This is a genomic window from Peribacillus sp. R9-11 (genome assembly GCF_031345095.1).
GTDB classification, from domain to species: domain Bacteria; phylum Bacillota; class Bacilli; order Bacillales; family DSM-1321; genus Peribacillus; species Peribacillus butanolivorans.
On record NZ_CP133763.1, the window covers coordinates 4,451,685 to 4,471,941 of the forward strand.

20 protein-coding genes, 2 pseudogenes and 1 riboswitch are annotated in these 20,257 nt (G+C 37.2%); of the genes and pseudogenes, 10 read left to right on the forward strand and 12 right to left on the reverse strand.

Translation table 11 applies throughout. The features are described from left to right. Window positions 1-109: 109 nt before the first annotated feature. Window positions 110-745 (forward strand): poly-gamma-glutamate hydrolase family protein, encoded by a 636-nt coding sequence (locus RE409_RS21650; protein WP_201223317.1) that lies wholly within the window; start codon window positions 110-112, stop codon window positions 743-745. 82 nt (window positions 746-827) lie between these two features. Here the strand turns inward: RE409_RS21650 and RE409_RS21655 are convergent, their stop codons facing one another. After that, window positions 828-2,030, reverse strand: coding sequence for a C40 family peptidase (locus RE409_RS21655; protein ID WP_309558034.1), 1,203 nt, complete (start codon window positions 2,028-2,030; stop codon window positions 828-830). A 428-nt stretch (window positions 2,031-2,458) separates the two neighbouring features. Between RE409_RS21655 and RE409_RS21660 the strand changes: the two genes are divergently transcribed. Then, entirely contained in the window at window positions 2,459-3,850 is a 1,392-nt protein-coding gene (locus tag RE409_RS21660; RefSeq protein ID WP_201186340.1) for a YcdB/YcdC domain-containing protein, read from the forward strand. Between the two features lie 218 nt (window positions 3,851-4,068). After that, window positions 4,069-4,365, forward strand: a complete 297-nt coding sequence (locus RE409_RS21665) for a HesB/IscA family protein (protein ID WP_309558035.1) — start codon at window positions 4,069-4,071, stop codon at window positions 4,363-4,365. Between the two features lie 248 nt (window positions 4,366-4,613). Here the strand turns inward: RE409_RS21665 and RE409_RS21670 are convergent, their stop codons facing one another. Both RE409_RS21670 and RE409_RS21675 read right to left on the reverse strand, forming a co-directional pair. Further along, window positions 4,614-5,969, reverse strand: a complete 1,356-nt coding sequence (locus RE409_RS21670; RefSeq protein ID WP_201225104.1) for an arsenic transporter — start codon at window positions 5,967-5,969, stop codon at window positions 4,614-4,616. Window positions 5,970-6,541: 572 nt separating this feature from the next. Further along, a complete protein-coding gene (locus RE409_RS21675) occupies window positions 6,542-7,060 on the reverse strand; it encodes a DJ-1/PfpI family protein (RefSeq protein ID WP_056521661.1) in 519 nt (172 codons plus the stop codon). Window positions 7,061-7,206: 146 nt separating this feature from the next. Here RE409_RS21675 and RE409_RS21680 point away from each other — a divergent pair, with 146 nt between their 5' ends. After that, window positions 7,207-7,599: a winged helix-turn-helix transcriptional regulator gene (locus RE409_RS21680; RefSeq protein WP_201250524.1), complete on the forward strand. Its 393-nt coding sequence runs from the start codon at window positions 7,207-7,209 to the stop codon at window positions 7,597-7,599. A gap of 270 nt (window positions 7,600-7,869) precedes the next feature. On the opposite strand, the pseudogene RE409_RS21685 reads toward RE409_RS21680, so the two are convergent. From RE409_RS21685 to RE409_RS21700, 4 genes and pseudogenes are all read right to left on the reverse strand, one after another. Further along, window positions 7,870-8,218: pseudogene (locus tag RE409_RS21685) on the reverse strand (DUF6176 family protein). Between the two features lie 71 nt (window positions 8,219-8,289). Next, the gene (locus tag RE409_RS21690; protein ID WP_309558036.1) at window positions 8,290-8,775 is read right to left on the reverse strand and encodes an SRPBCC family protein; all 486 of its coding nucleotides are present in this window, start codon (window positions 8,773-8,775) and stop codon (window positions 8,290-8,292) included. A 121-nt stretch (window positions 8,776-8,896) separates the two neighbouring features. Next, window positions 8,897-9,415 (reverse strand): YfiT family bacillithiol transferase, encoded by a 519-nt coding sequence (locus RE409_RS21695; RefSeq protein ID WP_309558037.1) that lies wholly within the window; start codon window positions 9,413-9,415, stop codon window positions 8,897-8,899. Further along, window positions 9,378-9,530, reverse strand: a complete 153-nt coding sequence (locus tag RE409_RS21700) for a hypothetical protein (protein ID WP_309558038.1) — start codon at window positions 9,528-9,530, stop codon at window positions 9,378-9,380. Before RE409_RS21700 ends, RE409_RS21695 begins: the two co-directional genes overlap by 38 nt. A gap of 185 nt (window positions 9,531-9,715) precedes the next feature. Here RE409_RS21700 and RE409_RS21705 point away from each other — a divergent pair, with 185 nt between their 5' ends. Together RE409_RS21705 and RE409_RS21710 are read left to right on the forward strand one after the other, a co-directional pair. Continuing rightward, window positions 9,716-10,840, forward strand: coding sequence for a serine hydrolase (locus RE409_RS21705; RefSeq protein WP_309558040.1), 1,125 nt, complete (start codon window positions 9,716-9,718; stop codon window positions 10,838-10,840). A gap of 99 nt (window positions 10,841-10,939) precedes the next feature. Next, window positions 10,940-11,377 carry a GNAT family N-acetyltransferase gene (locus RE409_RS21710; protein ID WP_309558041.1) on the forward strand — a complete coding sequence of 146 codons (438 nt, stop codon included), beginning with the start codon at window positions 10,940-10,942 and terminating at the stop codon, window positions 11,375-11,377. A gap of 61 nt (window positions 11,378-11,438) precedes the next feature. Here RE409_RS21710 and RE409_RS21715 read toward each other — a convergent pair whose 3' ends face one another. Then, the gene (locus RE409_RS21715; protein ID WP_053347441.1) at window positions 11,439-11,723 is read right to left on the reverse strand and encodes a transition state genes transcriptional regulator AbrB; all 285 of its coding nucleotides are present in this window, start codon (window positions 11,721-11,723) and stop codon (window positions 11,439-11,441) included. Window positions 11,724-12,352: 629 nt separating this feature from the next. Here RE409_RS21715 and RE409_RS21720 point away from each other — a divergent pair. The 4 genes from RE409_RS21720 to RE409_RS21735 all read left to right on the forward strand — a co-directional run bounded on the left by RE409_RS21720 (window position 12,353) and on the right by RE409_RS21735 (window position 14,779). Continuing rightward, complete coding sequence (locus tag RE409_RS21720) at window positions 12,353-13,324, forward strand: DMT family transporter (RefSeq protein ID WP_053347442.1); 972 nt, start codon at window positions 12,353-12,355, stop codon at window positions 13,322-13,324. Between the two features lie 301 nt (window positions 13,325-13,625). Beyond that, window positions 13,626-13,727, forward strand: a riboswitch (guanidine-I (ykkC/yxkD leader). 70 nt (window positions 13,728-13,797) lie between these two features. Further along, the gene (locus RE409_RS21725; RefSeq protein WP_057214620.1) at window positions 13,798-14,139 is read left to right on the forward strand and encodes a DMT family transporter; all 342 of its coding nucleotides are present in this window, start codon (window positions 13,798-13,800) and stop codon (window positions 14,137-14,139) included. Next, window positions 14,139-14,453, forward strand: coding sequence for a DMT family transporter (locus RE409_RS21730; protein WP_053347444.1), 315 nt, complete (start codon window positions 14,139-14,141; stop codon window positions 14,451-14,453). The genes RE409_RS21725 and RE409_RS21730 overlap by 1 nt, the downstream gene beginning before the upstream one ends. Window positions 14,454-14,593: 140 nt before the next feature. Next, window positions 14,594-14,779, forward strand: coding sequence for a DUF8096 family protein (locus tag RE409_RS21735; RefSeq protein ID WP_063577886.1), 186 nt, complete (start codon window positions 14,594-14,596; stop codon window positions 14,777-14,779). A 335-nt stretch (window positions 14,780-15,114) separates the two neighbouring features. Here RE409_RS21735 and RE409_RS21740 read toward each other — a convergent pair. The 4 genes and pseudogenes from RE409_RS21740 to RE409_RS21755 form a co-directional block, all read right to left on the reverse strand. Then, a pseudogene (locus tag RE409_RS21740) lies at window positions 15,115-15,411 on the reverse strand (LysE/ArgO family amino acid transporter); the annotation flags it as partial. Window positions 15,412-15,447: 36 nt separating this feature from the next. Further along, window positions 15,448-18,669: a DEAD/DEAH box helicase gene (locus tag RE409_RS21745; protein ID WP_309558042.1), complete on the reverse strand. Its 3,222-nt coding sequence runs from the start codon at window positions 18,667-18,669 to the stop codon at window positions 15,448-15,450. 209 nt (window positions 18,670-18,878) lie between these two features. Beyond that, window positions 18,879-19,112, reverse strand: a complete 234-nt coding sequence (locus RE409_RS21750) for a YczF family membrane protein (RefSeq protein WP_201223304.1) — start codon at window positions 19,110-19,112, stop codon at window positions 18,879-18,881. A gap of 19 nt (window positions 19,113-19,131) precedes the next feature. Then, window positions 19,132-20,250, reverse strand: a complete 1,119-nt coding sequence (locus RE409_RS21755; RefSeq protein WP_309558043.1) for a GerAB/ArcD/ProY family transporter — start codon at window positions 20,248-20,250, stop codon at window positions 19,132-19,134. Between the last annotated feature and the right edge of the window lie 7 nt (window positions 20,251-20,257).

The window sequence follows — 20,257 nt, forward strand, 5'->3', positions numbered from 1 at the left end:
AGGGACACTTTTTTATGTGTGTCCGTTATCCGGGGTATAGTTCATTCTCCCCTGCTTTTTTTATTTTTGATTTCAAGGGGTAATAATCTACAAATTGGGAGTGGAAATCATGCTGAAAAATAGCTATACAAATTTTGCTGAACTGCAACAGAAAGAACAAGAAAAAATTGATTACAGCATCACCGCTTATTACAGAAATCCTGATATAGCAGTCCTAGCCATACATGGAGGAAATATCGAACCAGGCACAAGCGAAATTGCTGTAGCTCTTGGAGAAAAACTGAATGCTAGCACCTATCTATTTGAAGGTCTGAAACAAAGAAATAACCAAATCCTCCATATAACATCCAACTTATTCGATGAACCAATCGGTGTTAGAATAGCATCTAACGCAATGACCAATCTCTCCATCCATGGTCATTATGACATTCATAATGCGCTAATCTATATTGGCGGGAGAGATGAAGCCTACAAGAGCTTGATTGAACATTCCCTAAAACAAGCCGGATTTCAAACGGATGACGCACCTAGGCACCTTTCAGGCATGGGTGAAAGGAACCTCACAAATTTAAGTAAAACTGGGGAAGGCGTTCAATTAGAGCTCTCGACTAAACTACGAAAAAAATTTTTCAAAGAAGATAACTTCACCAGAAAAAACAGGAAAAACCAATCGGAACTTTTCGACCGATTTGTCAACGCATTAGAAAAGGCGACTATAAGTTATAAACAAAACTTTTATTCATAACATTTTTTATAATGTAAAATTAATTCAAAAAAAGACTACCCAGAAACATCTAAGTTAGTCTTGTGATCACTCGTATATATCATTAGTTCATAAGGTTGTCGACTTGACCAAAGCTTTCGAACTTCTCGGCAAAATAAACTGACTCAAGATTGGATATATGAACGCCAGCGTTTTCTGTTGTATTGATAAAACGGCCATCCCCTAGATATATACCTACGTGGGTCACGCCTAGTCTTGTGCCCGTATCCCTAAAAAACACTAAATCCCCTGCCTTTGGATTTTCGATTTTCGGCAACAAGGAAAAGTAGTCCTCTGCTGAACCGCGTTTTACTGAAAGGCCCTGCTCCTTCATGACCCAATAGATGAAACCGCTGCAATCCATTCCAATCATCGGATCATCTTCTCCGAAAACATAGTTAAATCCACGTAGAGTGTAGGCATACTTAATGACATCATAAGCTTTATCATAGGAAGCCTCTTGATTTTCATAAAACGGATACAAAGTATTGCTGTATACTTGAAGATACTGCCCCTGCATCAAGCTATCAGTTGGTAAAGCGTTACGCTTTTTGATTGTCTTAATCGAAATACCGTAATTAACCGATATGCTATTAAGTGTTTCCCCATTTTGGACGATATGCTCTCCCTTAGGTGTATACGTTTTATACACGGCTTGGTATTTTGCAAAATATTCTTCTGTGGTCGATCTCACCTGAACTGTTTCTGCTCCATATCCAGAATTGACAAATTGATCTTTCCCTAAATAGATACCAGCGGTCACGACTTTTGAACTGCCTCTTTCTAGAAAAAATATAATATCTCCAACCTTAGGTGTATCTGTATCCATTCCTTGCTTATAATAACCTTCTACTGTCAAACGGTCGATGGGCACATTTTGTTGGGAGAGTACCCAATGAATCAATCCGCTAGAGTCAAACCCTTTTTTAGGCGTCTCTTCTCCAGCTGTTTTTTTAAATCCTGTAAAAGTTCTCGCATAGTTTGCAATTTGCTTTCCTCTCTCCGCCCATTGATAGTTTGTAGGAGTATAAACCATTTTAATGATTCGTAAATTCTGCCCCTCATATAACTTAGTATCCGGTAAACCATTCGTCTTCATTAATTGTTCCGTCGATATATCATAAGTCAATGCAATCGATTCTACCGTGTCTTGAGAGGATACAGAATGAACTCGATCAGCCGCTTCAACTTTTACACCAGGGGAAAAAGTAAAACTAAACATGGCTAGTGCTAAAAGCAAAATACTTCCTAATGTTCTTTTACCCATTTTAACCCTTCCTTTATAACCAGAAATATTTATTAAAACATGCAGTCATCTAGTCAAAACACTTGATTATAAAGATGTTTTTTTAAAATAAATCAGGTATATATAACTTTTATCTCAATACCTTATTCAACATTACACTTTATACTCATCCTCTTTTATAATATCGGTAATTAGCCTATGCCTTTTATCCTGTTATCAACAAATATATATTTGTTTAGTTTTTTAACAAATTCCCACACCATTAATAGTTTTTTATACTCATATCACATGATAATAAATCAACATCTAGTCGATAAAATTCCCATTCTAAGATTTCAATTAAACATAAAAAAGGAGCCTCTTCTTCTGAAATTCAAGAGACCCCTTCTCTTACCTTATCAGAACACTTCTTATGGAAAACGGATATAATTTAATGGGGAGGGATTTAGTTGAACAAAAATTCATTAAAACAAAAGGCTATCGAAATAGGGAAGGTACATAGTGGATATACATTAGAAATTGAAGATTTTCATAAAAAAAGTGGGACATTGATGTTCGCCTGGAAATCAGCTTGCGGATCTAAGGAGATAATCGTAGAGCTGGATGTATTCGGCAATCTGCTAGATTTTCATCTTGATAAGGAGTCTGTATCTAAAGTGGTATTAGCGGAAAAATCACTTCATGAAAGAGCCTTACAATATGTCATGGTCTACTATCCCGAAGCACTGGATAATTTTATCCTGGAAAAAATAAGCGTGAACAATGATAAGAAATCTATGCAATTTACATATGTTCAGCAGCAATTAAATTTACCGCTTCCTCGCACTGGATTTTTCGTGGAAACTGCTCTAGACGGCGAGGTTATCCACTTCCATTATTATGGAGCTGCAAAAGAAATCACCGTGCCAGAAAACCTTCTTGCTAAAGAGCTAGTGATGGAAAAATGCCTGAAAGATCTCGATATGAAGCTTTCTATTGCTATGATTAACTCGGAAGTCCATGAAAACGGCAAAGACTTGCCTCGTCTAGTATATGAACCGGTTCTCCCCTTTTATAGCCACCCTGCCGACCCTTCATCTGTAATGAAAAGGGATGAACAAGAGGATGAAAATGAAGAGGACTCATTATTATTGCCGCTTCCTCAACAGGAAATGCCATTACCGGATATTAATAAAGCTATCGGTTTTGACCTCGATGCCTATACGAAAGTACGGGAAGTCGATTTAGGTGATGAACTTGTTACGGTTTGGAGACAGGGAGAACCGCCAAAAGTTCAAGATTTAAGTGTAGACAGCTATTTCATTACTCAGAATGACCAGGCCTTCAAAATCAAGACAAACAAAGAAACTGGCATGGTATCATCGTTTGCCAATTTTGAAGACACGAGAGGCCCCCTGTCCTTATCCATCACAGAATGTAAAAAAATCGCCAGTCAATTTCTTTACAAGCTATATCCTTATGCTAACCGTTACTTTTATATTAATGAGGTTATATCGGATACAGAGAATCATAAGGTCGCTTTTCACTTTACGCTGATATATGAAGGAATACCTTTTGGGCTCGCTTATCTATCAGTTAATGAAACAACCGGTAACATTGGTTCCTTCTTCGGACCTGATCTTGATCCAGTTACCCTGTCGCAAATCCAAACGCTGCCTGCAATTTCCCCTGAACAGGCCAGGAAACGATTCATTTCGGCTTTCGAGCTAGAACTACTCTGGGATAATAACTACAAAGAGAAAAGCGATGAATATTATGAACTTGTCTATAAACAATCCTCTAGGAGAATATCATACATTGATGCACAGACTGGTGAAATCATATGGTCGAAGTTACATTAGAGTCATTCCTTATCTAAAGAAATCACTACTATCGCATTTATTTAAAGATTTCAAAGGAGTAAAAAATGCATACCACTTATTGAACTATTGTCATGGATTATATCCTCAAAAATTCAAATTTTTTAAGAGGTTCTAAAAATCGGTTGAGTAAAGAGTAAATGGTATCGATTGTAATGTTTATCATGATAAAGTGAGCCTAATGTATTGGAGTGAACATCTTGATAACAATAACAGTTAAAGCCCAGGAAATAATTAAAGGCATGCAGCAAAGTATGGAAGAGGAAACATTTTTGAGATTTGGTGTAAGTAGAGCATGTTGTAACCAGATGAACTATTCATTAAGTTTGACAAGATTTAAAACAGAACAAGAAGAAGAACTAGTTTTACATGGTATTAAAATTTTAATCGATCCATCAGATGCCCGATTTACGGATCAAACAGAAATTGATTATGAAGGCGATGGTTTTTTGATAAATAACCCTAATCCGTTAGTTAGTTCCCCATTAATCTATTAGAAGAAAAAAGGGGAACCACATTTGCAGCTTCCCCCTTTTCTCAATATCTATGTCAGTACCCTGCTTAAATCTAAACACATGTAACATCGGAAAATATAGAAACTGTTGTCCATTAAATAACACAAGAATATCTGAACTCAGATCAGTAAGAATTCCTCTATAAGATTTACTTCCTGAGAGTTGAGCATCAATCTGTTCACCTAGTAATGCGCCCTCCACACTAATTACTAATTCCTCCTAGGGTATTATTAGCTAAATACCATTTGCACCCAATAGTATAATAAAAGCAGCGTCACCAAGGTAGCTAAGGGTATGACTATTAGGGATACGTTTAAATAATCTTTCCAACTTATTTTCATTTTATTTTGTTTCAAGATATGCATCCAGATAAGGGAGGCAAGCGTACCAATAGGTAATAACAATGAGCCCATGTCACTCCCAATTATATTCGCGAGATAGATCGTTTTTAACGTGATTGGATCAAGTCCCATTTCTGTTAAGGTAATGGTACCAATCATTAAGGCTGGATGATTATTAAAAATGTTTGATAGAATCGAAACTAATCCTCCCATGACAAAACTCGCACTTAATAACCCCTGGTTTACAATTGGTTCACATATTTGCACGAGTATTGCTGTAAGTCCTACATTATGGAGGCCATAAATAATGACATACATAGAGAATGCAAATATCAGAATATGCCATGGTGTCTTTTTTAAGATATCAACAGGATTGGTTCGCAAATGATACCATCTCCACACCAGTAAAGATAAAGACCCAAGTACAGCAACAAATTCAATTGGTATGGAAAGATACGAAGCAACAAAGAGTAAACAGCGCACCACAAAGACATAGAGCAATACCTTTAACATAAATTTAGTACGTTGACGTTTTGTTTTAACCGACATTTTTCCCTTTAAAGGATGGAAATTCTTAGTGAAAAAACTATCCTCAATGTCATATGAAAGATCGGGCAACTTTTTGGGCAATTTTTTCTTTACCACTACGAACATCAACCATGACATAAAGATTAAACCCAATGTTGCAGGTACAAACATCATGGCTGTATGCATATAAAGTGTCATATGCACAATTTGCAATGCTATTAAATTGACAATGTTACTAACCCCAATAGGAGCGCTAGAAGCAGTCGCAATCAGTGCTCCGCTCAAAAGATATGGAACGGCTTCATGCGGTTTCAGTCTAAGATTTTTCAGAAGCAATATCAATATGGGTGTCGTAATCATGATGCTACCATCGTTATTAAATAACAGGGTCATTAAAAAACATAATAATTGAATGTACCAATATAGGCGATATCCTGAACCTCTAGCAAGGGTAGAAAGTTTTGCTGCCGCCCAATGAAAAAAACCAAAACTTTCTAGTATGACAGCCATGACAATCGTTGCCATGATGGTGATCGATGCGCCCCCGATTTTATTGATAATATCCAAAATATCTCCACGTGATACTATGCCAGTTAGTAAAATAATACCCGCACCGATTGAAGCTGGCCACGCTTCATTTATACCTCCTGGCCTCCATAATATGACTATCATTGTCATGACGAACACAAAGATAGTCATTCCAATTTCGATATGCATGTTATTCTCCCCTTTTCGGGCCTTGAGCCATTGGACCCTACTTGTCCGATCCCTATATATATATTCCTCCTTATTAAAAAAGCACAAGATAGTAAACCACTTCTTCTAAATTGTACCTTTGTCCTTCTAGTAAAAATGTCCACTAAAGAGAGAAGTCTAGACCTTTGAATCATGGTTAGGTACCTACTACATTTCACATATCTTCTAATAAGATTTATAGATCCCACTATTCCGGTTTGAAAAAGGAGAAACCACTATAGTGCTTTCCCCCCTTTTCAAACCCTATATGGCCATCTGCTTAACCTATTTCTTCATCTAAAATTCTCCCAACATATGCTCTAAGTCATTTATTAATTGTGTAAGCTAATTCGTATATTGAGCAAATTCAATGACTGATGCCGCTTGTTCCTCAATCGACGATGCAATCTCTTTTGATGAAGTAGTTATTTGCCGAAATACAGCTGTTATTTCTTCTATCATTCTTACCCCTAATGGAAAAACCCTTGAATTCTATAGAATCCAAGGGTTTCACATGGGGAATAATATGATTTATGTTGCTGTAAGCAAAAGATTTAGCGTAATGCTGCAGCTAAGCTTTCACCAAATTCTTTAGCTCCATCTGGGCCGTCACCTGTGATAATATCATCATGTGCAACAACATGTTGTTCTACATATTCAACATGATTAGCTTTCAATTCGTCAATTTGGACATCAACTGGGTAACATGCTGCTTTTCGTCCAGAAAGTAAACCCGTTTTAGCCACAGTTACAGATCCTGCACAAATTCCTGTGACAAGAACCTTTTGCTCATGAGCTTGTTTCAAGTAGCTTTGTAATTCTTGATTGCCCCATAGATGATCGTTCGTACCAGATCCTCCAATTACAGCTATAGCATCAAAATCACTAGCTGAAACGTCAGAAAAGATCACTTCAGCATTTGCCTTACCTTGATAGTCACCAGTAATCTCACCTGTCTTTGTACTTGCAATCGTTACTGTAACGCCTGCATTTTCTAATACTTCTTTTGGTTGAAATAATTCATCTTCATTAAAACGTTCTGGTGGTATAATAAGTAATGCTTTTTTACTCATATATGTCTTCCTCCTAATAATTGAAATAGATTGTCTGTCTGACTACTCATATTGTAGCGCTGGTTATATACCCTGTGAAGAACGCACTTTTATGTGCGGAGGTTACCTAAAAGTAACTGGTAAAATAAAAAAGGAGCTAAATATCCATGTCAGAAACATTAAGAGATGAAATCAAAGAAAAAATCTTAAATGGCTATTATAATTGCGAAAAAGAACTTACTTTATCAATTTTCAGCGGCAAATGGAAAATCGTTATTTTATGGCATTTGGGTGTAGAAGGCACACACCGATTCAGTGACTTACAAAGACTTTTCCCAAAAATATCTCATAAAATCTTAACGAATCAATTGCGTGAACTTATAGAAGATGGTGTTGTTCACCGAGAAGTTTATCCTGAAGTTCCTCCAAAAGTTGAATATTCCATGACTGAACTTGGAATGACTTTACTGCCAATTGTTGAAATGATGTATGAGTGGGGAAAAAACAGAATGAATGAAATCAAACAAGAAATGGATTCTGAAAATGATAAGAACAATTAATGCGTACGTTTAATTACATAAATTAGACCGACAATGAGATATGTGTCGGTCTTTTTTTAACACTATGAAATTGGATATTTCCGAAAGTTGTTAAAAAAATTAATAATATGTAGAGTTAGAAGACTTTAAAATGGAGAAAATCTCTTTCAATTTGGTATTTAGAGGACTGAGTGGACTGCACATACTGTTTCTCCCACATAGAATCCTCCCTGGAATATTTCTTTTTCTAAACTACGACTTCTAAAAAGCCGCTTCTAACAAAAGCTCTGTCTACTTCATCGTAGAAAGAACACTATCCTGTATCATTATCACTTCGGTTTTTAAATCAACAGGTCGAAATTCATTATCTATACATTCTTCCCAGTATTCTAAGTGCTTCTTATCAATTTCGTGATTCGAATCTTGAACCTCGATTCCACCATCACCTTGGACAGAGTACCAATAAAGATATTCAATCCCTTCAATCTCTTCTCGAAAAATGGTCTCTACATACATTTTTTCATCATTAAGTGTTAATAAAACTACTCATATTATCATTTAATAGCTTCATCCATTGGTCAACAACCGCCGTTTTCCCAGGTTTAACCTTAAATCTCGTAAGTTCCACTTTAAGTGACATACATAAACCCTCTCCCTTTACATATATTTTTCAACTGTAGGAATGACTTCAAATTCGATATCACATTCTTTTTATCCTTCAATCTGATTGACTACGATAATATACTTCTCATGCCATTTTTCCCATTCATCCTTAGGAAAGTCCATATAATGACCATTCAATAATGTACTCAGCATATCGAGGCATACATGCCATCCTGCCAAATCTTTTGATGTATGGTCACTTATTGTGTGGATAGATTCTTTTAATACTAATAAACAACCCTCAGTTTTAGGGGATAACTCGAAACGAACCCAACCGTCACCCCATTCGAATTCTAGGACGGAATGTTTTTGGAAGACTCTTATCTTCATATCAATAGATGAGCCCGTCCCATCATTCATATTAAATTTTATGGTCCCTTCTTTACGAAGTTCCACAATTTCAAGATTCGACATCCATTTTTCCAACTTATCATTTTCTGTTAAAACAGCCCAGACCTGTTCTACAGAATGCTTTAGTAGACGTTCAAAGCGAGCGATATTTCCACCTTCAACTTTTTCTATTACTGCTAGCATATGTAATTCCTCCTCATTCAAATTGTTTAAGCATGCAGATCAATATTTGCGGTTGGATTCTACCCGATGTGTTTTTATCACAGAAAACAGTAGATGACTCTTTACTTTCCAACAGATCCATTTACCATCCCTGACGCTTTGATAACGAAGTAATATGAGCAAGGTGATGTCGACCATGCCACGAGTAAATACCTATATTTTCACCTACTGAAACTTCTCCTGAATCCGGATGGATAAATGTTTTTTTCAGGTCAGCTGAATTAAGACTATATAAAAGTTTGGCCCAGCGCATATGTACCGCTTCAAGTAGGGATAGCGAAATATCAACCGGCAATTTATTATCAGGAAGCTCTGCCCACTTCCCTTCATCATAAGGCTTAATAACAGGATTATCTTCCGTAAGAGCCCATTTAAAGCGAATATAAGCATTCATATGACTATCCGCAAGATGATGCACGACTTGGCGAACAGTCCATCCGTCTGTACGATAAGCCGTATCAAGCTGTTCTTCATCCATGTTTCGTACTGCCTCTCGCAGCAATCCAGGCAAAGCTTCAATTTCCTTAATCCAGCACTCAGTCACACTTTTCGTTATCTCCCCTTCAAACTGAAACTTCCCTATTGGGTATCTTGCTTCCATCTTTATTTCCTCCTGGTGTTTTTATAGTACCTTTATTTATTACATTCTTTATCCTTACCATTAAATCCTTTATGCCTACATATCTTCTCTGACTACCTTTTCTTTTCGAATCCAAACCAAAAAGGATGGCGCAGCAGCCTTGATATTGCAGGTATACTATTTAGAACTACTTCATAGACCCGGCAATTTTATTTATGCTATCTCACTGCTTACATGCTTAAAAAGTTCTTCATAAGTAAAATGAAACCTAATCATTGAGCAGTCGTATATGTATTTATATGTAAAAAGGCAGGTGTTATTTTGAAAATATTACTCTTTTTAATCGGAGGTATTGGACTATCTCTATGTTTGATTCTAGGAATTGGGATGTGGATGTTTAAGAAGGATATCAACAAAGAGGATCCAGAATATATAGTTCAGTTTATCAAGGAGAATGCAGAGAATAAGAACGTTTCTTTATCCATCCATCTTAATGATGAGAAATGGGTAAATGTTAATGCCAACACGTTGCTTCCTTTAGCAAGCACCGTCAAAATCATCGTAGCCATTGAATATGCACAACAGGCGGCAGTGGGGCAAATCAATCCAGAGCAAGAAGTGAAATTAGCCGACCTAGACAGATTTTATGTTCCTAAAACAGACGGGGGAGCACATGAGGCATGGATTACTCAGGTCAAAAAGGATAAAGAGATAGATAGAGTTCCTTTAAGTGAAGTAGTAGATGGAATGATTGCTTACAGTTCTAATGCGAATACAGATTACTTAATAACTATGCTTGGCCTTCAAAACATCAATCATGTTCCAGAGAGCTTAGGCATTACCAGTCATGAGCCAATGTATCCCATTGTAAGTTCGCTGTTCATACCTGACCAATTAATGAAAGAAAAAAAATTAACTAAACAAGATACCCTAAAGGCCTTGAAAAATATGGACAAAGGTGAATACCGTGATCGGGCGATTGCTATTCACAATAAGTGGCAGACTCACCCCCCAACAGATCAGGAAAAGAAACAAGCAATGAAAATGATGGGTAGTGATTTTCAAAAAAATTGGTCTGATCGTTTGCCCCGAGCAACTACAGAAGACTATGTCTCCATAATGAAAAAACTAAATAGCAAGACGCACTTTGATAAAAACGTTTATCTGTATCTCGATCCGGTATTAGAACAGTTAATGAAAAGTCCAAGCAATCGTGAATGGCTTGTTCATGCAGGTCAAAAGGGAGGCTCTACTGCCTTTGTTCTTACGATTTCGATGTATGCGAAGGATAAAGATAATAACCAAACAGAGCTTGCATTTTTTGCAAACGATTTTACCTCTATTGAACAAGCAAAGCTATCCAAAAATATGAATGCGTTTCAGCTTAAATTTCTAACAGATACGAAATTTCGAACATACGTCAAAAAAGAAGTATCCAATCTATGAAGCATTAGGCAATGAATCGAACAGTTTATTCACAGTCACTTATCAATAAATGGTAAATTAAGAGTATTCTATAAAATAAACACTGGAGGTTCATTACATATGGGTATTCAAAAAGCTACTTTAAATGAGCTTGATTCCTTAACAGAACTTTTTGATTTATACAGAGTGTTCTATGAGCAAACGTCAAATCTTGAGGGTGCAAGGGAGTTTTTAAAGGAAAGGTTAACGAACGAAGAGTCGGTCATTTTTATGGCCTTTGATGGGGATAACCCTATTGGTTTTGTTCAATTATATCCTTCATTTTCATCAGTGAGCATGATGCGCTCATGGGTGTTAAACGATTTATTTGTGAAGGGAAATGCTCGCAAAAAGGGATTTGGTGAGAAGTTATTAAAAGCCGCTATTACTTTTGCAAAAGAAACTGGTGCAAAAGGAGTGTCGCTTGAGACAGATAAGGATAACGGCAATGCACAAAAACTTTACGAAAAAATTGGTTTTATTCGAGAATCTAATTATTTTTATTACTTCTCCATTTAAAATGAAAAAAGTGTAGAGAAATTTCCTTCCTCTACACTTTTTTCATTTTATTTTCAATTAATTATTTAGCAGTTTCATAGCTTGCTTGAATTTCTTTAATTAGAAGTTCAGCACCTTCACGGCTAAGTATTAATTTACCGTTTGCAAGTTTCATATTGTCATCAGATATATCGCCCGTTACCTGACAAGTCATGTTTGCTTTGTATTTTTGAAGGATTATACGCTCTTGTTCTACGTAGATTTCCAAAGCATCTTTCTCTTTAATTCCTAGAGTACGGCGTAATTCGATAGGAATTACTACCCGTCCTAATTCGTCAACTTTACGTACAATACCTGTAGATTTCATTTTTATTTACCTCACTAATTTTCTTTCAAATTTTACATCTATACTTTTCGTCAACATTCGACATAATTTGCACTCTATAAATATACCACTCCCTCCCAAATTCGTCAATTCTCGTATCTTCGTATATTATCTACCTCTATATGATTATTATCTTATATCTCAATAAAGCCTCTATAAATAGCGCTATTATGCTATTTTAAAAGTTTTAATAAGGTATTTTTTGTATACTAAACATAAAATTGGTATATTAATTTTTTCCATATCCAAACGTCAATACTCTTATTTAAAGATATAATTTATGTCGAATATTGCAGAAGACATATTCACAGTCTTAAAGAATGCAGTTGATTTTTTTGTATAACTGAAGGACAATTTAGTATGATTGTTAGATTTAATATTTAGAATATTCACCTTATCTTTCCGTAACAAAGCTCCTCATTAGCTCTTGAAGGGAAAGTACGTTAAAACATGACAACCTGGTTCGTTACTCCAACCCTAAACTTTTATGGTTTGAATCTCGTAAAAGGTATGTTCTAAATTCTTTTCTAATCATAAGAAAGCCGAAACGATTGCCATACTTCAGAGGCTTGGCTAATTATTGGCTCATAAAACAGATTGAGGTGAGTCGATTGCGACCAATTATATTAGGTATTTGCTCTGCTTTCTTTTTTGCATTTACGTTTGTGTTAAATCAGTCAATGGAATTATCTGGTGGAAGTTGGATATGGAGTGCTTCGCTTCGATATATCTTTATGGTTCCTTTTCTAGTATGTATCGTCCTAAGTAGAAAAAACCTCCGACCACTCTTGCAGGTGATGAGAGAACGACCAGGGCCTTGGTTGCTTTGGAGTTTTGTAGGCTTTGGATTGTTCTATGCTCCCTTATGCTTTGCATCTGCCTACTCACCCGGTTGGCTAATCGCCGGTACTTGGCAAATCACGATTATCTCAGGTGCTTTACTTGCTCCGTTATTTTTTGAAAATGTTCAAACACAAGATGGACTCGTAAGGAAAAGAGGAGAGATTTCTTTGAAAGGTCTTCTCATGTCCCTTATCATTCTCTTGGGGATCATACTTATGCAACTAGAACACACTAAGCATATTTCTATGGCAAATCTCTGGTTGGGCGTAATCCCAATCGTCATCGCTTCATTTGCATACCCTTTAGGGAACCGTAAAATGATGGAAGTGTCCCAAGGACGTTTAGATGCATATCAGCGTGTGTTAGGGATGACTTTAGCGAGTCTGCCATTCTGGTTCTTACTTTCGTTGTATGGTTTTTTTACGGTAGGAGCACCAACGAAAATGCAGAGTTTTCAATCCCTTTTGGTAGCACTATTTTCTGGAGTTATTGCAACGGTCCTTTTTTTCAAAGCGACCGATTTGGTAAGGGGAAATATGCAGAAGTTAGCTTCCGTTGAAGCCACACAATCAATGGAAGTCCTTTTTGCTCTTGCCGGGGAATTACTATTTTTATCTTTACAATCCCCTTCTCCTTTATCGTGGTTCGGCATCTTTATCGTTATTATTGGGATGATTTTGCATAGTTATGTTTCTCATATAAAAGAAGTCAATCCTCGAAATCAGTCAGTGAGTGACTAATATAAGAGTAAGGCAGGACTATAAATGCATCTGATAAGACCAATGTGTTGGTACTTATCAGATGCATTTTTATTGGAACACTTGAGAAAGTATGTAATTTTCAATCTTAATTAGCGGTAATTTATTGAGGTTTCATTCGAGCATTTTTATTTGTCCTCATCCTGTTATCGTAATTATAGAAGGCTGGAAAGGATTTGGATGCCTTTTTCGAATAGATTCATACATTCATTGGAAAAAGTAAATAGCCCTTTAACCTTGAGTAAATTTAAAATGTATGTATAATATAATTTAATTGTATATGTTAAATGTTTTCTAGGGTTCCGTAGCGAGCGTCTGTGCTAGTCTGGTCCGAGAGAAAACTCACAGCTTTGCTGTGTCACGGAAGGATAAAAGCCTGGGAGAAACTGTTTTACAGTTATCTCTTAGGCTTTTTTTGTTTTTTGGTAAGAATAAAATTGGAGGTGTTATTTTTAATGAGTACAAACTGGATTAAAGTATTTATTGCTGCTTTTTTTGAAGTTTTTTGGGTTATTGGTTTAAAACACTCAAATGACTTTTGGACTTGGACTGGAACTGTTATTTCTATCATCATCAGCTTCTATTTAATGATAATGGCTGGACGAAAACTTCCCGTTGGAACCGTATATGCAGTATTTGTAGGAATGGGGACAGCAGGAACCGTTTTTTCCGAAATCATATTCTTTGGAGAATCATTTAAATTGAGTAAAACACTTTTGATTTTACTGTTATTAGCAGGGGTAATCGGCTTGAAACTAGTGACTAAGGATAATGTTGAAAAAGGAGATGAATCCTAATGGCTTGGGTCTCTTTAATCTTAGCTGGGCTATTTGAAATGTTTGGTGTTGCGATGATAAATAAATTGCATAAAGACCGTAATTGGCAATCCTTGGCGCTGTTGTTTTTCGGATTTGGGGCAAGTTTTCTATTTCTTGCTTATGCCATGAAAACACTACCTATGGGGACGGCTTATGCAATCTGGACAGGAATTGGTGCGTCTGGTGGAGCAATAATCGGCATGCTTTTATATGGTGAATCAAAAGACTGGAGAAGAGTCGTTTTTATTGCAATGGTGTTAGGTGCAGCAATAGGATTAAAACTTGTTTCATAAGAAGTTCTCACTCCTTCTTTGTATAAAAAGTTCTATATCAATTTAGAACAAATCGATTTGGGTTTTATCACTACCTACCTACTGCTATAAAAATTTGGTATGATAAATTAGTTAAATAAAATAGTGAAGGTGATTTTACTTTGTCTGAAGAAATTCCAGAAGAAAAAAAGGAATATGACACCACAATTATTTATGACTACGAAGATTACCCTGACATCGTTAGTGGTCGCTGTGACAATTGCGGTAAAGCTCAATTTGAAAGTTCGGTTAAGAACTATGTATATATTCGTAAATGCAGAGAGTGCGGCATGAAGAAATCGATTTGACCCTATATAGTTATAGGGTTTTTATTATTTTTTACTTTTTGTTCGTTTGGATTTATCACATATACTCTTTCCTTTCTTCGGAGATCAAAATCAGAAAAGGTTATAGCAATAAGTGAATTCCTTCAGCGAATCATGGTATATGACAGATTTCCCTCGCAGTATGACCTGATCTGATTGTTTTCTTCTTAATCGGCTTTCTTCTTTCATAGTGGCGCCCGGAGCCCTCTCTAATTTCATGTTACCCTTCAATAGGTAAAACATAAAAGGCCGCCAATTGGAGGGCGGCCTTCTTGGGCTAACACTATAATTGACTAGGAACGCCGTTAAAAACCCTACTACATTTTGTATAGTTGGAATGCTATATATAGAGCGACAATCCATATCATAATTGCAGATACTTTGTTGATTACGTTTATAAATCTCCCATCGGTATCGATATCTGCTACCTTTTTTCCCACGATAGCCAGACTGAAAAACCAAATCCAAGAAATTAATATAGTTGCAGCGGTAAACGTCATTTTCTCTATCCCGGTATAGCTAAGAGAACTGATTCCAATAACCCCAACGGTAGCAAGTATCGCGTGGGGGTTTAGTAATGAAACGGACATAGCAAACATAATCTGTTTTTTAGAACTTTGCTGCTAACATTCTGTAATTGCCCTCGCTTTCTATATCATCAATATTTCCCGAATGTCCTCTTCAGTAAGAGCAGATGACGATTTCTCCTCAGGGTCGATGATTTCTTCAATCAGATGCCTCTTTTTCTCTTGCAGTTCATTCATTTTTTCTTCGATTGTGCCACGGGCAACAAGTTTGATGACCTGAACAACATTTTTCTGTCCCATACGATGAGCACGGTCTGTTGCTTGTTCCTCGACTGCTGGATTCCACCAAAGATCATATAAAATGACAGTATCGGCACCCGTCAGGTTAAGACCTGTACCGCCTGCTTTCAATGAAATGAGGAATATATCACGTTCGCCTGCATTAAATCGATTACAGATTTCAACGCGTTCTTTTGATGGTGTTTGTCCATCCAAGTAGAAAAAGGGCTGCCCTTGATTCGCTAAATCTCTACCAATGATCTGAAGCATTTTCGTAAACTGTGAGAAAATCAGTACCCTTCTTCCAGAAAGCTTTGATTCCTCAACAATCTGCATTAGTTGCTCATATTTAGCTGAGCTTCCTTTATAACCGTCCACAAATAAGGCCGGGTGACAACAAATCTGTCGTAACCGAGTCAAGCCAGCGAGGATTCGAATACGATTTTTCCGAAGTGTATTTTTATCCAGATGTTTCAATGTGTCTTGTCGCAGCTTTGCTAAATAAGCAGCATACAGTTTCTTCTGATCAGGTAGCAGTTCCATCGATTCCATCGACTCGATTTTTTCTGGAAGCTCCGATAATACATCTTCTTTCAACCTCCGAAGTAAAAATGGCCGGATCCTACGAGCAATTTTTTCCCTTGAGAGGTTACTGTATTCCTTTAACCCCATGAATAGTTCAGGAAAGACAACGTGAAAAAGGGACCACAGCTCTTCTAGTGAATTCTCAACCGGGGTACCAGTGAGGGCGAAGCGATGATCCGCTTGTATCTTCTTCACCGCTCGTGCCGTTTGTGTCCCTGGATTCTTAAATGCCTGTGCCTCATCAAAAAATACCGTGTGAAAATCTTGTTTCTCAAACCACATAATGTCCTTACGTAATAACGGATATGAGGTAATGACAACATCTATGCCCGTTATTTCCTTCTGTATCTTTGACCTTTCTGTTTTATTGCCATCCACGACGATGGCTTGTATATCAGGGGAAAATTTCATGAATTCACTCAGCCAGTTATATGTCAAAGATGATGGACAAACAATAAGAGCGGGGAGCTTCTTCTTACGGATGTCTGGAAGCTCGGATAAAATGAATGCGATGCTTTGCAGTGTTTTACCCAGTCCCATATCATCTGCGAGAATTCCTCCAAAGCCATAGCCAGCAAGTATTTTCATCCATTTGTAGCCGCTTTTTTGATAGTCCCGTAATATTGGCTCTAAACTCTTTGGCACCGCGAACTCCAGGTTACTTGGATTGCGGATGTTTTCCAAGAACTTCCGGAATGACTCCTCTATTGTAAATGTATTGCTGTCATTTACAGAATCAAGAAGCTGAAGCCCTCTTACGATTGGTACATTTAAGCGACTTTCCAAATCTTCATTCTGGACCGGAAGTGTATTCAGAAAACGATTGATTTCTTCAAACTCCCTTGTCTCAAGGGAAAGCAACGATCCATTCCTCAAACGATAATACTTCCTTTTTTCCTCTAGAGCTTCTAGAACTTCTCGTATTTGTTTTTCAGGAATGCCATCCATTTCAAATTTGAATTCCAGCCAATTAGTCCGTTCTTTTTTGATTTTCACCCTAATTTGCGGAGCAGCATTCCCTCGGGAAATCCGATTTCTTACAGCAGTCGTGGCATATATTTGAACAAGCTTTTGAAGTTTCGGAACGACATGGTACAAAAATTCATACTCCAACTCTTCATTATGTAAAAAATATCCACCGTCTGTCTTGGCAAACATGCTATCATCCATCAGTTGCAGGATCTCTTCCTCTTTATCCACATCTCTTATAAGCTTGGAAACTGACTTGAGTTCCTGATTTTCCAAAGGATTAATCACAATATTTTCATAGTGAAACTCCAAACCTGCAAGCAGCCTATTTTTCACGCGATCTAAGTATAGCTTAGCAATCAATGGTGTCTTCTCGAACTGCTCAGAAATGGCCCCTGAGAAATGAACCTCACCTAGTTTTTTCAAACCTGGTACCACTTTTTCCAGGAATAACTCTAATTGCTCCTGATGAATTGGAATTTTATTCATTCCTGAATCTTCCAACATCTGTTTTAAATCTGAGAGACGTTGGCAGTCTTCACTTTCGAGGGGAACCAATTTCCCTTCAGATAAAACAGAGCTGTATGCATTCATCACAATTATTTCATTCAACCCTTTAATATTCAGTTTATATCCTTTGCCCTCACTTTCGGCAAATTCAAACTGCAAAGGAAGCGGTTCACCGGATATCTGAAAACTATCAAACGTATTCCCGTCATACGCAAGCTTCACCAATGGTGCGATTGTAAGGATAGGGACAAGCCTTTCAAAAGAAGTTGGCGGAATGAGTAACAGGTGATTGCTCATTGTATAGTCAGATTTGTACGGAAGCGCGTCAAGATAGACCTGTTCATCATAAGTCACTTGGATAAGCTGCTGAATCACTGCATCTGTTTCACGCTGAAAACAATGGAGATCAGGATCATACAGAAATGAAAGGGACACTTGGGCAGATTTTCCTTCTTTTACCTGCTTCAGAAAATCCCTGAGATTTGGTACATTTGCCGAACCAATCTTCACTTCAATTCCGAACATGTATCTGCCCTGGCCTATCGTGATGGGCTTACATGTAAACTCCGCATCAAGCACCTGCCTGTTTTCAAAGTGGAGCTGATGGCCACTTGAGCGTACAGGCTGATTATTGAAAAGCGTAAGCAAACCATCTGTCAGCTTCATATTTGCTGAAGCGTCAGACTGAGGTTCGTTTAGACCTTTAGGAATAGTTCCTTGACGCTGGTGTTCGTATACCGACAGTAATACGGCCGCAATATGCTGACAATCCCGTTGAAAAGAAGCAAGCGTTGGGCAGCTGCATTTCGTGCGAAAGCCTCCGGCAGCATCCACTTCAATAGAGACATGGAAATCTTCTATTCCTTTAACAGTTGCTTCACAACCATCAGGACGGTAACTTTCAAATGTCACTTTATTAGCACGATAAAAAGCATCTCCCCTTTTGAAGGAGACTGTCCCGCACATATCTTTAATGATTTTTTGATTTAATTTGATATTCAAAATGCCGTTCTCCCTCCTGAGGACCTCTGTGCTATTGTTATTTATGTAAAGGTGGTTTTCCATTCTATTTGAAAAATAAGCTCATTTTATCATCATACTATGAAATGGGAATCCGAGGTGGTAAAAAAGCAAAAAGACAAACGCCCTTAATCAAATCAAGATTTGAAATGGAGTTCATCTATAGTTCAGCAACGGGAATATGTAAATCTTTATTGTTGTCCTTTGGCTTTGTTGCCTTTCTTTTTTCTTCGATAAAAGAAACTAAACAAAAGGAGGAAAAGAAGAACGAGAAAAAGGATAAGTTCAGCGGGGTCCTTCACCAGAAAAGGGTTAAAGGCATGTTTAATGGAATTATCCAAATCAAACCCTAAAAGAATATCCATGCCTAAAGAAAAGGCCACTAAAGGAATCAGCATCAAAACCGTAATACCGAAGATTTTCATTTTTCATCAACTCCACCTTTTAGGAACTTATTTTGGTGTTAGCCTTGCTTTTTTTTCGATTCTTAAAAAAAGCAAGGATCAAGAGAAGCAATGGGATGATCACTTGAAATGGAAGGTGGATATAAATCGGCACGGCGCCTAGCCCTTCATGGATATGTTCCGAATAGCTACTTGCAATCACAATGGATATTAGTAAAATGACAAAACCAACTGGATAGGCCAGCCGAGAAGGTTCTTTAAAGTTGAAAACATTTGCCGTACCCGTTACAGCTACATAGGTAAACACACTTATTTTGATGAACCCTCCAATCATGAGTTTAACCAAAAAATAAACATCGAGTCGTTCCAAAAAGCCAGCGATCTCAATTGACTGAATGAGGGAAAGAAAAGGATATTGCGAACGTGTTGTAAGATCCACTCCAAGCACAGCTACATTCAAAGCCATTATAAACGCAAGAAAAATACCGCTTGCAGCCAAACTCCCTATACCAATTTTTTTTAGCCTCTGAGGTTCGTTCAAATAAGGAAAAATCATTAAAAAGACAATGATTTCGCCAAATGGAAAAAATAAGGTTTCAGTAAAGGACATTTTCATCATCTCTACCCCACTGATTTCAAAAACAGGTTTTAAGTTGTTTAAATGAATCATACCTGAAACAACAATCAGAAGAATGAATGTCATGAAAAGTAAATTCTCTAAAACAAAGAATAGTTCCCCCGTCCTTGCCAGTACCTCTATCCCTTTACGAACCGTATACACCACGACCAAAATGAATGCTGCGTTCGCAAAAAATAACGGAACATGAGGATATGCAAAGGTAAGCAGCGTCTCTCCGAAATCCCTCAACACTCTTGCTGCAAGATACATGAAATATAGGATGTATAGAAAAGCTACTATCCTTCCTAAAAAATCCCCCATTATATGTCTTACATATTCAGTTAGCAGCTGATCAGGGTAGTATTGAAAAAGGCCATAATAAACGAAAAATAACAAAAAACCGCCTATCATCGCAATGAGAATGACTAGCCAAGCGCCCTGTTTGGCTTCACCTGCAAGCGGAACCAAAAGTGCACTGCCTATTTCAAACAGGAAAATAAGGACGAATAGCTGGTAACCGCTGATTTTTGCCTTTTCCACGAGGATG

Bases quoted from the DNA above. Each gene is read 5' to 3' on its own strand.
- RE409_RS21650 (WP_201223317.1), top strand. From the start codon at position 110: ATGCTGAAAAATAGCTATACAAATTTTGCTGAACTGCAACAGAAAGAA.
- RE409_RS21655 (WP_309558034.1), bottom strand. From the start codon at position 2,030: ATGGGTAAAAGAACATTAGGAAGTATTTTGCTTTTAGCACTAGCCATG.
- RE409_RS21670 (WP_201225104.1), bottom strand. From the start codon at position 5,969: ATGCATATCGAAATTGGAATGACTATCTTTGTGTTCGTCATGACAATG.
- RE409_RS21675 (WP_056521661.1), bottom strand. From the start codon at position 7,060: ATGAGTAAAAAAGCATTACTTATTATACCACCAGAACGTTTTAATGAA.
- RE409_RS21680 (WP_201250524.1), top strand. From the start codon at position 7,207: ATGTCAGAAACATTAAGAGATGAAATCAAAGAAAAAATCTTAAATGGC.
- RE409_RS21690 (WP_309558036.1), bottom strand. From the start codon at position 8,775: ATGCTAGCAGTAATAGAAAAAGTTGAAGGTGGAAATATCGCTCGCTTT.
- RE409_RS21695 (WP_309558037.1), bottom strand. From the start codon at position 9,415: ATGGAAGCAAGATACCCAATAGGGAAGTTTCAGTTTGAAGGGGAGATA.
- RE409_RS21710 (WP_309558041.1), top strand. From the start codon at position 10,940: ATGGGTATTCAAAAAGCTACTTTAAATGAGCTTGATTCCTTAACAGAA.
- RE409_RS21715 (WP_053347441.1), bottom strand. From the start codon at position 11,723: ATGAAATCTACAGGTATTGTACGTAAAGTTGACGAATTAGGACGGGTA.
- RE409_RS21725 (WP_057214620.1), top strand. From the start codon at position 13,798: ATGAGTACAAACTGGATTAAAGTATTTATTGCTGCTTTTTTTGAAGTT.
- RE409_RS21730 (WP_053347444.1), top strand. From the start codon at position 14,139: ATGGCTTGGGTCTCTTTAATCTTAGCTGGGCTATTTGAAATGTTTGGT.
- RE409_RS21750 (WP_201223304.1), bottom strand. From the start codon at position 19,112: ATGAAAATCTTCGGTATTACGGTTTTGATGCTGATTCCTTTAGTGGCC.